Source organism: Collinsella aerofaciens, assembly GCF_015555045.1.
Classification (GTDB): Bacteria; Actinomycetota; Coriobacteriia; order Coriobacteriales; family Coriobacteriaceae; genus Collinsella; species Collinsella aerofaciens_W.
This window is the reverse complement of the sequence record NZ_JADNJQ010000009.1, coordinates 33,160-48,000: the sequence shown is the minus strand read 5'-3', so window position 1 is coordinate 48,000 and position 14,841 is coordinate 33,160. Positions and strand designations below refer to the sequence as shown.

General features: G+C 63.1%; 13 protein-coding genes. All 13 read left to right on the top strand.

From position 1 onward, the window contains the following. Window positions 1-52: 52 nt before the first annotated feature. The 13 genes from I2E45_RS04730 to I2E45_RS04670 all read left to right on the top strand — a co-directional run bounded on the left by I2E45_RS04730 (window position 53) and on the right by I2E45_RS04670 (window position 14,806). A complete protein-coding gene (locus tag I2E45_RS04730) occupies window positions 53-670 on the top strand; it encodes a 4Fe-4S dicluster domain-containing protein (RefSeq protein WP_117746396.1) in 618 nt (205 codons plus the stop codon). Next, window positions 663-2,681, top strand: a complete 2,019-nt coding sequence (hyfB, locus tag I2E45_RS04725) for a hydrogenase 4 subunit B (RefSeq protein ID WP_195444590.1) — start codon at window positions 663-665, stop codon at window positions 2,679-2,681. Before I2E45_RS04730 ends, hyfB begins: the two co-directional genes overlap by 8 nt. A gap of 12 nt (window positions 2,682-2,693) precedes the next feature. After that, entirely contained in the window at window positions 2,694-3,620 is a 927-nt protein-coding gene (locus tag I2E45_RS04720; RefSeq protein ID WP_195444588.1) for a respiratory chain complex I subunit 1 family protein, read from the top strand. 15 nt (window positions 3,621-3,635) lie between these two features. Further along, window positions 3,636-5,093 (top strand): hydrogenase 4 subunit D, encoded by a 1,458-nt coding sequence (locus tag I2E45_RS04715; RefSeq protein WP_195444586.1) that lies wholly within the window; start codon window positions 3,636-3,638, stop codon window positions 5,091-5,093. A gap of 13 nt (window positions 5,094-5,106) precedes the next feature. Further along, a complete protein-coding gene (gene hyfE, locus I2E45_RS04710; RefSeq protein WP_118237867.1) occupies window positions 5,107-5,760 on the top strand; it encodes a hydrogenase 4 membrane subunit in 654 nt (217 codons plus the stop codon). 3 nt (window positions 5,761-5,763) lie between these two features. Next, window positions 5,764-7,323, top strand: coding sequence for a hydrogenase 4 subunit F (locus tag I2E45_RS04705; protein WP_195444584.1), 1,560 nt, complete (start codon window positions 5,764-5,766; stop codon window positions 7,321-7,323). 3 nt (window positions 7,324-7,326) lie between these two features. Continuing rightward, a complete protein-coding gene (locus tag I2E45_RS04700; protein WP_195444582.1) occupies window positions 7,327-9,099 on the top strand; it encodes a hydrogenase large subunit in 1,773 nt (590 codons plus the stop codon). Window position 9,100: 1 nt separating this feature from the next. Then, window positions 9,101-9,817 (top strand): formate hydrogenlyase complex iron-sulfur subunit, encoded by a 717-nt coding sequence (locus tag I2E45_RS04695; protein WP_195444580.1) that lies wholly within the window; start codon window positions 9,101-9,103, stop codon window positions 9,815-9,817. Between the two features lie 2 nt (window positions 9,818-9,819). Next, a complete protein-coding gene (locus I2E45_RS04690; RefSeq protein WP_022095195.1) occupies window positions 9,820-10,602 on the top strand; it encodes an NADH-quinone oxidoreductase subunit B family protein in 783 nt (260 codons plus the stop codon). Beyond that, window positions 10,603-11,184: a formate hydrogenlyase maturation HycH family protein gene (locus I2E45_RS04685; RefSeq protein WP_195444578.1), complete on the top strand. Its 582-nt coding sequence runs from the start codon at window positions 10,603-10,605 to the stop codon at window positions 11,182-11,184. Further along, window positions 11,184-11,687 (top strand): hydrogenase maturation peptidase HycI, encoded by a 504-nt coding sequence (gene hycI, locus I2E45_RS04680; RefSeq protein WP_195444576.1) that lies wholly within the window; start codon window positions 11,184-11,186, stop codon window positions 11,685-11,687. The genes I2E45_RS04685 and hycI overlap by 1 nt, the downstream gene beginning before the upstream one ends. 39 nt (window positions 11,688-11,726) lie before the next feature. Then, entirely contained in the window at window positions 11,727-12,566 is an 840-nt protein-coding gene (locus I2E45_RS04675) for a formate/nitrite transporter family protein (protein ID WP_195444574.1), read from the top strand. Window positions 12,567-12,688: 122 nt separating this feature from the next. Then, the gene (locus tag I2E45_RS04670) at window positions 12,689-14,806 is read left to right on the top strand and encodes a molybdopterin-containing oxidoreductase family protein (protein ID WP_195444571.1); all 2,118 of its coding nucleotides are present in this window, start codon (window positions 12,689-12,691) and stop codon (window positions 14,804-14,806) included. The last annotated feature ends 35 nt before the right edge of the window (window positions 14,807-14,841 follow it).

Below are 14,841 nucleotides of genomic sequence, written 5' to 3'. Positions count from 1 at the left end.
GGGCGTCCCGTACGTTCGGGAGCCCGGCCCGTTATTTTGAAAGGAAGTGGGGATGAACCGCTTCATCGACATCAACCCGGAGAGGTGCATCGGCTGCGGAACATGCCAGTCCGCCTGTGCCGACGCCCACCGGATGCAGGGTCTTCAGGATACGCCGCGCCTGGCGCTCGTGAAGACCGGCGGTATTTCGGCCGCCCTTGCCTGCCACCATTGCGAGGGTGCCCCCTGCGCCGAGGTTTGCCCGGTGAATGCCATCGAGCACGATGGCGATCGCATCCACGTCAAGGAGCAGGAGTGCATCGGGTGCAGACTGTGCGCCATCGCGTGCCCCTTCGGAGCCATCCATCCCGATGGCACGTCTATCGCCGGTGTCGCAGGCATGTGCGACCCGACGCCTTCGTATCCTAAGTCCCTGAGCAGCCTGCTTACGTGGGCTCCCGGCCAGTACACCTGCGCTGTCAAGTGCGACCTGTGCGCCTTCGATCCGGACGGCCCGCATTGTGTGGCGGCGTGCCCCACCAAGGCGCTGACCGTCATGGGCGGCGCGGCCGATCGCGAGCTCGACGAGGCCAAGCGTCTGCGCTCGATCGAAAACGGTCCGTCCGTCGACGTTACCGCTGTGGCCCAGGGCCTGTCCGAGAAAGCAGAAGGGAGCGTAAACAATGGATAGCATGACGCTGTTTATCGCATCGATTGCCGTCTCGTGCATCGGTGCGCTCGCCTCGGTTCTGCTGATCAAGGCCGATAACGCCGCCAAGACCGCCGGTTGCCTTATCGGCGCCGTCGCCGCGGTGCTTTCGTTTGTGGCCGGTATCCAGGCCGTGCTGGGCGATGTCACGTCGGTCGACACCATCGTGTTCTTCCCGTTTGCCCATTTCCAGCTGCTGCTCAATCAGCTGTCCGGCCTGTTCGTGGCGCTCATCTCGGTGCTCGCGTTTGCCGGCTCGATCTACGGTCTCAACTACTTTGATGAGTACCCGGGCAAAAAGGGCCGCGCCGGCTTCTTCTTTAACACCTTCGTGGCGTCCATGATGCTCGTCATTACCGCCGACAACGTGTTTTGGTTCCTGGTCGCCTTTGAGCTCATGTCGCTGACCTCGTACTTCCTGGTCGTGATCGAGGAGAACGAGAACTCCATCCATGGCGGTTGGCTCTACTTTGTGATCGCGCACGTGGGCTTTGTGCTCATTATGGCGAGCTTCCTCACCATGACCAACTTCGCCGGCGGCTCGTTTGCCTTTGCGGATTTCCGCGCTACGCAGTTTAGCCCCGCGGTCGCATCCGTGTGCTTCGTGCTCGCCTTCTTTGGCTTTGGCGCCAAGGCCGGTATCATCCCGCTGCACGGCTGGCTGCCCAAGGCACATCCCGAGGCGCCGTCCAACGTGTCGGCCCTCATGTCCGGCGGCATGATCAAGATCGGTATCTTCGGCATCCTCAAGGTGGGCCTCGACCTGCTCTCCGCCTCGGGCGTTCAGGTCTGGTGGGGCCTTATGGTCATGGTCTTCGGTGCGATCTCGTCGGTCCTCGGCGTGGCCTTCGCCCTGCAGGAGCATGACATCAAGCGCCTGCTGGCCTATCACTCCGTCGAGAACATCGGCATCATTCTGCTCGGCGTCGGCGCCTCCATGGCCGCCATGGCGCTCAACTCGGTCGGCATCGCCGTCCTGGCTCTGATGGCCGCCCTCTACCACACGTTTAACCACGCGATGTTTAAGGGCGAGCTGTTCTTGGGCGCCGGTGCACTGCTGTACTCCACGGGTACGCGCAATATGGAGAAGATGGGCGGCCTGTTCCGTCGTATGCCGGCAACGGCCATCTGCTTCCTCATTGGTGCGCTGGCCATCTCGGCCATCCCGCCCTTCAACGGCTTTGTGTCCGAGTGGTTTACCTACCAGTCGCTGTTCAACGCCGCCATGCAGGGCGACAAGGCCGTTATGATCGTGGCCGTGTTCGCTGCCGTCGCACTTGCCATTACCGGCGCGCTGGCTGTCACGTGCTTCGTCAAGGCCTATGGCGTCTCCTTTGCCTCCGCGCCCCGCTCCGAGGCCGCGGCCAATGCCAAGGAGGTTCCCGCCCCCATGGTGTTTGCGCAGGGCCTGCTCGCGGCCATCTGCGTCGTGCTGGGCATTGGCGCTCCCGTGATCGCGCCCGTGCTGGTCGATGTCGCCGCGTCCGTGCTGCATCCGTACGGTGGCGTGTTTGCCGCCGAGGGCATGGAGCTCATGAACCAGTACTCCGGCGCTGCCACCTCCACGCCCGCGATCGCTATTGCGCTCGTGGTGCTCGTCGGCCTTGCCTGCGGCTATCGCAAGCTCAAGACCGTCGGTAAGGTGCAGAAGTCCCAGCCGTGGGCATGCGGCTATGCTCCCAACGAGCATATGCCCGTCGTGGCCACGACCTTTGCCTCCGAGGTGTCCTGGTTTATGCAGCCGCTCTACACGCTGCGCGACCGCTGCACGGCCGTCTGCTGGTCCATCGCGCACTTCTTCCAGAAGCTCACCGGTGTGGCCGAGGCTGTGGAGCCCGTACCCGACAAGGTTCTCGTCGATGCCCCGCATAAGGGTGTCGAGAAGCTTGCCGACCTCGCGACTAAGCTCGAGGGCGGCAACTACAGCATCTATATCTGCTACATCGTCGCGGCACTCGTGGTGTTCCTCGTGCTCGCCGTGCAAATGGGTTAAGGAGGGGAGAGCATGAACAACATCGTACTTGCCGTTCTGCAGGGCGTGGTCGTTATGGCCGTCGCACCGTTCTTCTCCGGTCTCGGCCGCGTGATCCGCGCCAAGATGCACAACCGTCGCGGCCCCAGCATCATGCAGGACTACCGTGACCTGGCCAAGCTCTTTGCGCGCCCCGAGTCCCAGAGCGAGGATGCGAGCTTTGCGCTGCGCATCATGCCGCCGCTGTTCTTCGCCGTCGCCTTTATGCTCGCGATGGGTCTGCCGCTCTTTACGGCACAAAGCCCCATCCCGGTCTTTGGTGACGCCATCACCATCATGTACAGCCTGGCGCTCGCCCGCTTCTTCTTCGCCCTCTGCGGTGTGGATTCGTCCAACGCCTACGCCGGTATCGGCGGCGTCCGCGAGCTGCTCATGAGCGTGCTCATCGAGCCGTCCATGCTGCTGGCGCTGTTTGCCGCCGCCCTGGTGTGCGGTTCCACCGACATCGCCACCATGGGTCAGCACGTCATGACGGGCGCCATCGACGCGCCGGTCGCCGTGATCCTCGCCGGCATCGCCTTTGCGATCGCCTGCTACATGGAGCTCGGCAAGCTGCCGTTTGATCAGGCCGAGGCCGAGCAGGAGCTCCAGGAAGGTCCGCTCGCCGAGCTTTCCGGCCCGTCGCTTGCGATGGCCAAGCTCGCCATGTCCATGAAGCAGGTCCTGGTCGTCGCCTGGTTCTGCGCGATCTTCGTCCCCTGGGGCGAGCCCGCGGCCGTGGGTATCGCGGCCGTTCTGGGCGCGGTCATCTTCCTTGTTAAGTGCCTGATCGACTTTGTCATATGCGGCGTGATCGAGAACTCCTGCTCGCGCTCGCGTTTTAAGGTGCTTGGCAATCAGACCTGGGCCGTCGTGGGCATCGCCGTTCTGGCGTTTGTCTTCGTGGTCGTCGGCGTGTAGGAGAAGGGAGAAACAATGTCATTTGCAGTCAGTCTGTCCCTTCTCGGCTTGGTCGCTATCGCGGCCCCGATGGTGGCCTCGGTGCTCGTCGCCCTGTTCCCCCGTCCGTACGCCAAGTGGTTCAGCGTTTTGGGTGCCGCCGTCTCGACGGTCTGCACCATCGCCCTCGCCGCGAATTTCGCTGGCGCCGGCATGCCCGACACGCAGGTCCCCCTGATCTCGTTTGGGCAGACCCTCGTCATGGGATTCACCTTCGATCGCATGAGCACGCTGCTCGCGCCCGCCTTTGTGGGTATCGGCCTGCTTGTCGTGATCTATTCGATTCCCTATATGAGCGAGAATAACCGTGAGCATCCCGACGCACCGCGTCGTCGCTTCTACGCGTACCTCGCGACCTTCATCGGCGCCATGGCCGGCCTTGTGTACAGCTCGACCCTTTTGGGCCAGCTCGTGTTCTTTGAGATCACGGGTGCGTGCTCTTGGGGCCTCATTAGCTACTACATGTCGCCTACGGCCAAGAAGGCCGGCATGAAGGCCCTGATCATCACGCATATCGGTGCGCTCGGCCTGTATCTGGGCGCCGCCATCGTGTTTGCCCACACCGGCACCTTCGCCATCACCGCGATTGCCGGCCTCGACGCCAAGCTCAAGGCTATCGTCCTCTTGCTCGTGCTGTTTGCGGCCTGGGCCAAGTCCGCACAGGTTCCCATGTACATGTGGCTGCCTTCGGCCATGGAGGCGCCGACGCCTGTTTCGGCTTACCTGCATGGCGCCTCGATGGTTAAGGTCGGCGTGTGCGTGTTCGCGCGTGTACTCGTCTCTGCCGGCGAGATTCCCGAGATCGTTGGCTGGGTTGCCATTATCGACGCCATGGTCACCATGCTCTTTGGTTTCCTTATGTACCTGCCGCAAAAGGACATGAAGCGCCTGCTGGCCTTCTCCACGATCGCCCAGCTCTCCTATGTGTTCTTTGGTCTGGGCCTTTCGGTCTTTGGCAGCCAGCTGGCCTTTGATGGCGCCGTGTGCCACATCTTTAACCACGCCTTCGCCAAGACGCTTTTCTTCCTGATCGCCGGTTCGTTCTCCTTTACGCTCGGCACGCGTATGCTGCCCAAGCTTCGCGGCATCGTAAAGAAGTACCCGATCTCGGGCGTGGGCTTTGGTGTCGCGGCGCTCGCCATTGCCGGCGTGCCGCCCATGAACACGTTCTTCTCGAAGTTCCAGATCATCGCCGGTGGCTTCTCTGTGGGTGCCGGCAACGTCGCGATCCTGGTGCTCGTGTGCATCATGGTCGCCGAGACCGTCGCCACCTTCGCCTGGTTCCTCAAGTGGATGGGCTATTGCCTGCCCGGCGAGCCGAGCGAAGAGGTCGCTGCGGGAGCCCCGCTTCCCCACGCGATGGCGTTTGTGTTTATCGTGCTCATCATCATGGTCATCGTCAGCGGCCCGCTTTCGGCCAGCTGGATCGGTTAGGAGGTAGAACGACATGGGTTATTCGATCGTCAACATCCTTGGCGGCCTTCTGATCGTCACGTCCACCATGGTGGTTGTCTCCAAGAACATCAAACATTCCATCCACTGGTATGCGGTGCAGTCGCTGGTGCTCGTGGGGCTTCTCGCCACGCTCGGTGTCACCACTGGTGCGCAGGAGCTGCTTATGTGGGCTGGATCTGCCTTTATCACCAAGGTCGTCCTGGTCCCTTATATCCTCAACCGCGCATACAAGAAGATGGGCGAGCCGAGCGACGCATCGCTCAAGGCCGGCCTTAAGCCCGCGTGGGCCATTTGCATCATTGCCGTCGAGGTCGCGATTTGCTTTGCCGTCGTGACGCAGATCAGCCTGCCCACGGCCGAGGTCGCAACGCCTGCGCTCGCTATTAGCTTCGCTCACTTCTTTGTGGGCCTCACCTGCATCATTTCGCAGCGCAACATCATGAAGCAGATCTTTGGATACTGCCTTATGGAAAACGGCAGCCATGTGACGCTCGCGCTTTTGGCCCCCACCGCTCCCGAGATCATCGAGATCGGTATCGCCACCGACGCCATCTTTGCCGTCATCATCATGTCCATCGTCGTGCGTCGCATTTGGGACGACTCCCACTCGCTCGATGCGCGCGACCTGTCCGAGCTGAGGGGGTAGTCCATGGAAACGTTGATTCTCGCCCTGCTCGCGACTCCTTTGGTGTTCTCGCTGGTCATGGCATTTTTGCCCAAGAACACGTCCTATAACGTGTTTGCCGGTCTCAACCTGGCCTCCGTCGCAGCCGTCCTGGTGCTGTCGATTATGACGGCCGGCGACGTCCTTATGAGCGGCGACACCGCGAGCGCTCTTGGCCTGTGGTTTCACCTCGATTCGCTGGGCGCCATCTTTGTGCTGCTCATCGGCTTTATCGGTTTTCTTACGGGGCTGTTCTCGCTGCCCTATGTAAAGGCCGATATCGAGGAGGGCTCCATGCCCGCCGAGCGCGCCAAGCAGTATTTTGCGCTGTTTAGCCTGTTCGTGTTCACCATGCTGCTCGCGTGCCTGTCCAACAACATGATCCTCACGTGGGCCGCCGTGGAGGCAACCACGCTTTCCACCGTGTTCCTCGTGGGTATCTACAAGAACAAGACGGCCCTCGAGGCTTCTTGGAAGTATGCGATGGTCTGCACCGCCGGCGTGGCCTTTGGCCTGTTCGGTACGCTGCTGATCTACGCCAACGCCGCCGACGTGATTCCCAACGCCCACGAGGCCGCATTCCTGTCATGCGTGCTGCCGTATGCCGACCAGTTCGACCCGACGCTCATGCGCCTCGCCTTTGCGTTTATCGTGATCGGCTTTGGCACCAAGGCCGGCCTGTTCCCCATGCACACTTGGCTGCCCGATGCCCACTCCCAGGCCCCGAGCCCTGTCTCGGCCCTGCTCTCGGGCGTGCTGCTTAAGTGCGCCATGCTTGTGATCATGCGCTTCTACGGCTTTACCATCCAGGCCGTGGGCGCCGAGTATCCGCAGCTTTTGCTGCTGATCGTCGGCACGCTGTCCATTTTGGTGGCGGCACTTTCGATGTTTCGCCAGGACGACCTCAAGCGCCGCTTTGCGTACTCGTCTGTGGAGAACGTGGGCGTTATCGCCCTGTGCCTGGGTATCGGTGGCCCTCTGGGTATCGCCGCGGCCCTGCTGCACTGCGTGTTCCACGGCTTTACCAAGACGCTTGCCTTCTGCGTGTCCGGCAACATCCAGCACGCCTTTGGTACGCGTAGCCTGGCTAAGATCCAGGGTGTCGTCGAGGTTGCCCCCGCAACCGCCGCGCTCGCCGTCCTGGCGCTGCTCGGTCTTGGTGCCTTCCCGCCCTTTGGCATGTTTATCTCCGAGTTCCTGACTTTTGTCGCCGGTGTTACCGCCGGTCCCATGTGGCTGGTCGTCGTGGTCGCCCTCGGTCTTACCGTGGCCATCTCCGCGCTCACCCGCATCGCACTCAAGTCGGTATTCGGCCATGCGCCCCAGGGCATGGATAAGCATGAGGCCCCGGCGCTCATGCTTATCCCCGAAATCATCCTGGCTGTCATGATCTTGTGGTTTGGCATCGCCACCCCGCTGCCTCTCGTGCACGGTGTGGAGACCGCGACCGGCATTGTGCTCGAGCAGAGCACCGAGGAACTTCACGCGACGCCGATGTACCGCGCTGTGTTCGGTACCGAGACCGCTCAGAGCGAGGTGGAGTAACGAATGATTGAAACTGAGAACAAGGTGTATGCCCGTCGCTGCGAGAGCCATGTCGAGGCCCTGCGCCGCGCCGTTCCGGGCTGCATCGAGAAGGTCGAGTGGCAGTGCGAGGACCAGCTGACGATCACCGTCAAGCAGGACAAGCTGCCCGAGGCCGTCCACTACCTGTATTACGAGCGCTACGGCTGGATTCCCGTGATCATCGGCAACGACGAGCGCAGTCTGTGCGGTCGCTACGCCGTGTACTACGTCATCTCCATGGAGGGGGAGGACCCCGGCTGGGTGACCGTGCGCACCGAGGTCGATCCCGCCAAGATGACGTTCCCGTCCGTGACGCCGTTCGTCCCCGCCTGCGTGTGGGGCGAGCGCGAGCTTCGCGACATGTTCGGCCTGATCCCCGAGGGACTGCCCGATCGTCGTCGCCTGGTGCTGCCCGACGATTGGCCCAGCGGCCTGTACCCGCTGCGCAAGGACTCCATGGACTACCGCTTCCGTCCCGCTCCCGCGAGCGACATGGAAAACTACGAGTTCTTGGCCGATACCAAGGGCAAGGAGACGACGCTCGTCCCCATGGGCCCGTTGCACATTACCTCCGACGAGCCCGGCCACTTCCGCCTGTTCGTCGAGGGCGAGACGATCGTCGACGCCGACTACCGTCTGTTCTACGTGCACCGCGGTATGGAGAAGGTCGCCGAGACGCGCCTGAACTATGACGCCGTGACGTTCATCGCCGACCGCATCTGCGGCATCTGCGGCTGCGCCCACTCGGTGGCCTATGCCGAGGCCGTCGAGCGCGCCCAGGGCATCCATGTCCCGCCGCGCGCCCAGTACATCCGCGCCATCATGCTCGAGGTCGAGCGCCTGCACTCGCATCTGCTCAACATTGGCCTGGCGTCGCACTACACGGGCTTCGACTCCGGCTTCCAGCAGTTCTTCCGCGTCCGCGAGAAGTCCATGGATCTGGCCGAGAAGCTCTCCGGTCACCGCAAGACCTACGGCCTCAACGTGATCGGCGGCGTGCGTCGCGACATTTTGGCCGAGCAGAAGCTTTCCACGCTCACGACCATCCACCAGCTGCGCTCCGAGGTTCAGGAACTCGTCGACGTCTTGCTCTCCACGCCCAACTTTATTGAGCGTACGAGCGGTATCGGCATCTTGGACCGCAAGATCGCACGTGACTTCTCGCCGGTCGGTCCGCTCATGCGTGGCTCGGGCTATGCCCGCGACGTGCGTTTTGACCATCCCTTCGACGGCTACGCCGATCCGGATGTTCAGAAGATGCATGCTGCCACCGCCGACACCTGCGATGCCTTCGGCCGTACCGCCGTTCGCATCCAGGAGGTCTACGATTCGATCGACATGATCGAGACCATGCTCGAGAACTGCCCGTCGGGCCCCATCCTCACCACGGATTGGGAGTACACCCCGCACAAGTACGCCATCGGCGCCACCGAGGCGCCGCGCGGCGAGGACGTGCACTGGGCCATGCTCGGCAACAACCAGAAGTGCTACCGCTGGCGCGCCAAGGCAGCTACGTACAGCAACTGGCCGGTCCTGCGTTACATGTTCCGCGGTAACACCGTGGGCGACGCGGCGCTGATCGTCGGCTCGCTCGACCCGTGCTACTCCTGCACCGACCGCGTGACGGTGACCGATGTCGCCGCCAAGCGCGACCACGTGCTCGACAAGGAGCAGTTCGAGAACGTCTGGCGCGACAAGTCGCCGCTTGCGGGCGAGGGCACCATGGCCGCTCCGCTCGATGAGGAGGCGCTCTAATATGCTGAAGCTTTGGAAGGTTAACGCCAAGGCCGGCGACGCGACGGTCAAGTACCCGTTTGCGCCGTTCCCCACCAATAAGGACATGCGCGGCAAGCCCGAGCACAATGCTGAGCTCTGCATCGCTTGCGGTGCCTGCGGCGTGGCGTGCCCGGCCGATGCCATTCGCATGGACACCGACCTTGCGGCCGATACCATCACCTGGTCGATCGACTACGGTCGCTGCATCTTTTGCGGTCGCTGCGAGGAAGCCTGCCCCATGGAGGCCATCAAGCTCACCGAGGAGTTTGAGCTGGCCGTCATGAGCAAGGACGACCTCACTAGCAAGAGCGTCTACACGCTCGAGCACTGCTCGCGCTGCGGCAAGCCGTTTGCCCCGCATAAGGAGATCGACTACGCCAAGCGCCTGTTGCAAAAGACCGGCGGCATGGAGGCCATCCAGGCCGTCCGTACCGTCGGTATGTGCCAGGAGTGCAAGCGCGAGCTCGACGCCCTGCGCGCCGCCTCGGCCGTAAAGACCGGCAACGCGCGCGGCATGGCTGCCAACGAGACGCTTGCGTCCGGTGAGCCCCAGGGCCCCGGCATGGAGTATCTGGGCGGCCACGGCGTGAACCCGGAGTATGTCGACCGCGAGCTCAACCCCGATGCGCCCGAGATTCCCGCCGGTCCTGCGCCGGTCGAGGGCATCATCATGGATTTTGATACGAAGGAGGAGTAACCATGGCCGAACCCACGCTTTTGCCCGAGCGGCTTCAGTACCGCCCGACCAAGATCGAGCTCGACGAGAGCATCGAGAAGGCCAAGGCGACCCTTCTTAAGAAGATCAAGCGCTCGGTGTACGTCTACCGTGTCGACTGCGGCGGCTGCAACGGCTGCGAGATCGAGATCTTCGGTTCCATCACGCCCGTCTTTGACGTCGAGCGCTTTGGCATCAAGGTCGTGCCCTCGCCCCGTCACGCCGATGTGCTGCTGTACACCGGTGCCGTGACGCGTGCCATGCGCATGCCGGCCCTGCGCGCCTTTGAGGCCGCGCCTGATCCCAAGATCGTGGTGTCCTATGGCGCGTGCGGCTGCACCGGTGGCATCTTCTACGACAACTATTGCGTCTGGGGCGGCACGGACAAGATTCTGCCGGTCGATGTCTACATCCCCGGCTGCCCTCCCAGCCCCGCGCAGACCATCTACGGCTTTGCCATGGCGCTCGGTCTGCTGGACCAAAAGCTCCATGCCGAGACCACGGTGGAGGCCGCCGGCGAGCAGGCCGATATCCTGCACCCCGGCGTGCCGTACAAGCTGCGCGTTGCCATTGAGCGCGAGGCTCGCGCCATGAGCGGCTACCGTTACGGCCGCGACCTGGCCAACGAGTTTATGGACACGCTCGAGGGTGCGCCCAAGGGCGATATCCGCGGTGCCATGGCGCTGCTCATCGACAAGCAGGACGATCCGCGCCGCGTCGAGGTGTACTCGGCGCTGCAGGATCTGGTGCTGGCCGGAGGTCGCTAGATGGAGCTCACGGACCGCTCTGGTTACTTTGCGGGCCCCGGCATGCTCGGCGGCTCCTTTGGCGATGCCTCGCGCGCAAGCGACGAGGCCGCCGAGGGCGTCGCCGACCCCTGCCTGGGCCATGCTCCCGACCAGGTGGTCTTTTACGAGCTCACGCGTAAGTTTGTGGAGACCGAGGAAGACGTTCCCCAGGAGGCCTGCGACGTGCTGTACTACACGCTCGCCGTGGGCCACCACACCGGCGTGCTCGACTGCTTTGAGCCGCGCCTGTCGGTGCCGGTGGATGTGTTCTATTCGCTCGTCGACGCGCTGCCGGAGGGGGAGGCCAAGACCAAGTTCGAGGCCATCCGCTCCTTTGGCGAGTGCCAGCTCGACAAGGCAGCGGTGTCGTCGCTGCTCGAGGCCTGCGACACACTACTCGACGAGCGCGGTTTTCGCGGGTCGGCCAAGGCCGGCATCTCGGTGTTCGATGACGACTTTGGCCTGCATGCCCAGCAGGTCGCGTTCTTAATGAAGTTCCACGATTTGGTGGAGCGCGTGCGCGATGTGTCGGGTGTGTATCTGACGGGAAGGTTGCAGTAATGGGTCACGTTGTGGATGGACGTGTGAACGGCGCCCCGTTTGCGGGTATCGTGCTCACGGCAGGAAGCGTGCTGCGTGCCGACGATGCCGCCGGCCCCGTGCTCTCCAAAAAGATGGAGGACGCGCCCATTGCCGGTTGGTACACCATCGACGGTGGCCAAACGCCCGAGGACGACATCATCGAGGTCAAGCGCGAGCGTCCGCCTCGTCTGGTCTTGGTCGATGCCGCCGACATGGCGCTGCCCGTCGGGTCTATCCGCCTGCTCGATAAGCGCGATGTGGCCCGCAAGTCGATGTTCACCACGCATTCGCTCCCTTTGTCGATTCTGATCGAGGAAATCGAGCAATCGTGCGAAGATATCGTCTTCATAGGGATTCAGCCGGGCGATACGGAGTTTTACAACCCTATGTCCCCGGAGGTCTTTGACGCCGTCGACGCCGTGTACGACGCCGTGGCCGCCAACGACTTTTCCCACTTTGTCCGCTTGGGACAAGAGCAATAGGAGCGCTTGTCCCTGCTGATTAGGAAAGAAGTGATTGACATGGCAGATTCCAAGGCAGAATATCCCGCTCCCGATTGCCTGGCGCCCGCCGCGATCGAGGCCAAGACCGAGGCCGCCGGCGTGACCAAGGCCAACCTGCCGGTCGCAAAGGCCTTTCTGTTGGCAATGTTCGCCGGCGCGTTCATTGCCTTCGGCGGCCTGTTCTTTACCGTGTTCTTGAGCGATAGCACGCTGGGCTGGGGCGCCCAGCGTGTCGTGGGCGGCTTGTGCTTTTGCCTGGGCCTGGTGCTTGTGCTGGTGTGCGGCGCCGAGCTGTTTACCGGTAATTCGCTTATGGTCTGCGCACTCAAGAGCAAAAAGATCACCCTTGTCCAGATGCTTAAGGCCTGGGTCGTCGTGTGGGTCGGCAATTTTGTCGGTGCCCTGTTCATCGTCTTTTTGGTGTACATGGCCGGCATTTACAAGCTCAACGGCGAGGCGGTCGCCAATTCCATGGTGAGCGTCGCCGCCGGCAAGGTGACGATCGACTGGGTGACGATCTTCTTCCGCGGCATCTTGTGCAACATCTTTGTGTGCCTGGCCGTGTGGATCGGTACCGCCGGCAAGACCGTGGTCGATAAGGTCGTGGGCATTCTGCTGCCCATCGCCGCCTTTGTGGCCTGCGGTTTTGAGCACTGCGTTGCCAACATGTACTTTTTGCCCATGGGCGCCGTGATGCACGCGTGCGGCTATGGCGCCGATGTTGCCGGGGCCGATGCCCTCAACGCCGCGGGCATTGCGTTTAACCTATCCGCCGCCACGCTGGGCAACATCGTGGGCGGCGCAGTTCTGATTGCGCTCGGCTACTGGTTTATCTACGCCAAGAAGTCCGAGGCGTAAGGTGCCGTCTGTTTGACGTTGGGCCTCCCGCGGGGCGTTGCCGTGCGGGAGGCTTTTTGGGTCTGGGGCTCGTTGCCGGGCTTTTGACCTGTTGTGTTTGGCCTGTGAAAGGGGTAATCGAGATGGCATCTGCTGTGAAGCGTGACGGTCGCGCCGTGGTGACCACATGCGGGGGATGCTATGCCGATTGCGCCTTTGAAGCCCATGTTGAGGATGGGCGTGTGGTGGCCGAGTTGCCGGTGCCGGGGCACCCGTGCGCGGCGCGTGCCCTGTGCGCCCGCGGACGGCATCGCCTGGCAATGCCGTTTGACGAGCGTGACCGCATTGTGCACCCCATGCGACGCCGCCGGGATGGCTCGGGGTTCGATGCGATTACCTGGGACGAGGCGTTCGCGCAGATTGCCGAGCGTCTTTTGGGGATTGTTGACGAGTGCGGGCCTCGTGCACTGGGCATGACGCTCGGCGTTCCCTCGTTCGACCGCTACTGGGTCTATCGCTTTATGCATGCGCTGGGTTCGCCCAACGTGTACGGTGCCGATGGTGCCTGCGAGGTAAGTCGTCTCACCGGATGGGAGCATAGCCTGGGCTACAGCCCCGCCTCCGACCTGGCGCATACCGACTGCATCATGTACCTGGGGCGTTCCATCGTCGATTCATCGACGATGGGGGCCGTCGATGCGCTCAACGATGCGCGCCGGCGCGGGGCGAAGATCATCGTGGTTGACCCCCGGCGCAGCGGTTCGGCCGCGCTTGCCGATCGCTGGCTCCGCGTGCGTCCGGGCTGCGACTTGGCGCTGCTGTTGGGCATTGTCCACGTCTTGATTGCCGAGGACCTGTACGATCACGAGTTCGTGGACCGCTACACCACAGGCTTTGACGAGCTGGCACAGGCGGCCAGTGCTTGGACGCCCGAGTGGGCCGAGTCGATGTGCGACGTGCCGGCCGCAGAGATTGTCGCCACGGCGCGCGATCTCGCTGCCGCCGCGCCTGCCGCCGTGGTGGATGCGGGTTTTCATGGTGGCATCGGTATCGCGTATGCCAATAGCACCCAGACCGCGCGCGCTATCTGCTTGGTCGATGTGCTGCTGGGCTGCATCGGACACGCGGGCGGCGCCCTCAATCCGCCCACGCCGCTTGTGTTGGGCGACCTCGATCCCGCACGCTTTGCGACGCCGCCGGTGCCTCGCGGACCCAAGCTGGGGTCCGAGCGCTATCCACTGGTCGATCCGGTGCGCGGCCTGTGCACGACTATCGGTCAGTCGATTCTTGCCGGCGATTTGCGTGGGCTCATCGTCTATGCCAGTAACCCCGGTGCGGGCTATGGCAATGCACAGGCTTGGTTGAGTATTTTGCAGCAGCTCGACTTGCTCGTGACGATTGATATTCGCTGGTCCGAGACGGCGCGTGCTTCTGATTTCGTGCTGCCCGACGTGACGTATCTGGAGGCCGACCGCGGTGTGGGAACGGTCGTGGGCCGCAACGACGCGCGCGTGTTCTACCGCAACGCCGTGCTGCCCGTGTTGCATGGCGACACGCGTCCCGGTCGGGAGATCTTTGCCGGGTTGGCTGCGGCCTGCGGCGTGGGCGAGTACTTCCAGTTTACGTCTGACGATCTGGCGGCTGCCCAGGTGGCTCCGTTTGGGATCGACCTCACTGCGCTCAAGGAGCGCGGTTGGGCTGACACGGGCGTGCAACTGCCGCCGCGTACGGGCGAGCCTGTGATTCCGCTCGACGGCGGCAAGATTGCGCTGGTAAGCGATGTATGGGAGCGCGCCGGCCTGGGTCGTGTGCCCGGCTGGATTGCCCCGATGGTGGAGCCAGGGCCGGGGATGTTTCGCCTCATTAGCGGCAACCGACCCTTTGAGTCGCACACTTCGCGCAGACTTGCTGCGGCGGGTGCCGCCGAGGCGGGCTCGGATCTGGATGCCGTGCAGATGAATGCCGATGCCGCTGCGCGCATGGGTATCGCCAATGGCGAGGTCGTCGAGCTGGTAAGCGACATGGGCCGCGACCGCGTACGCGTGGAGACCACACCCTATCTACATCCGGCGTGCATCTTTACGTCGGCGGCTCCGGGCGGGCGTTCGTTTGGCGCCGGCGCGGATGGAGCCCAGGCACTTGGCGTCGGTCCGCTCGACCACACGCCGCTGCGCTGGGACCCCATTACGGGCGCCGCGCTTACCCAGGAAAACGCAGTTCGCGTGGAAAAGATTGCCACGCACGGGGATAATGACGAGTAATTGACTCAGCTGATGTATTTGATTGATCCACGTAT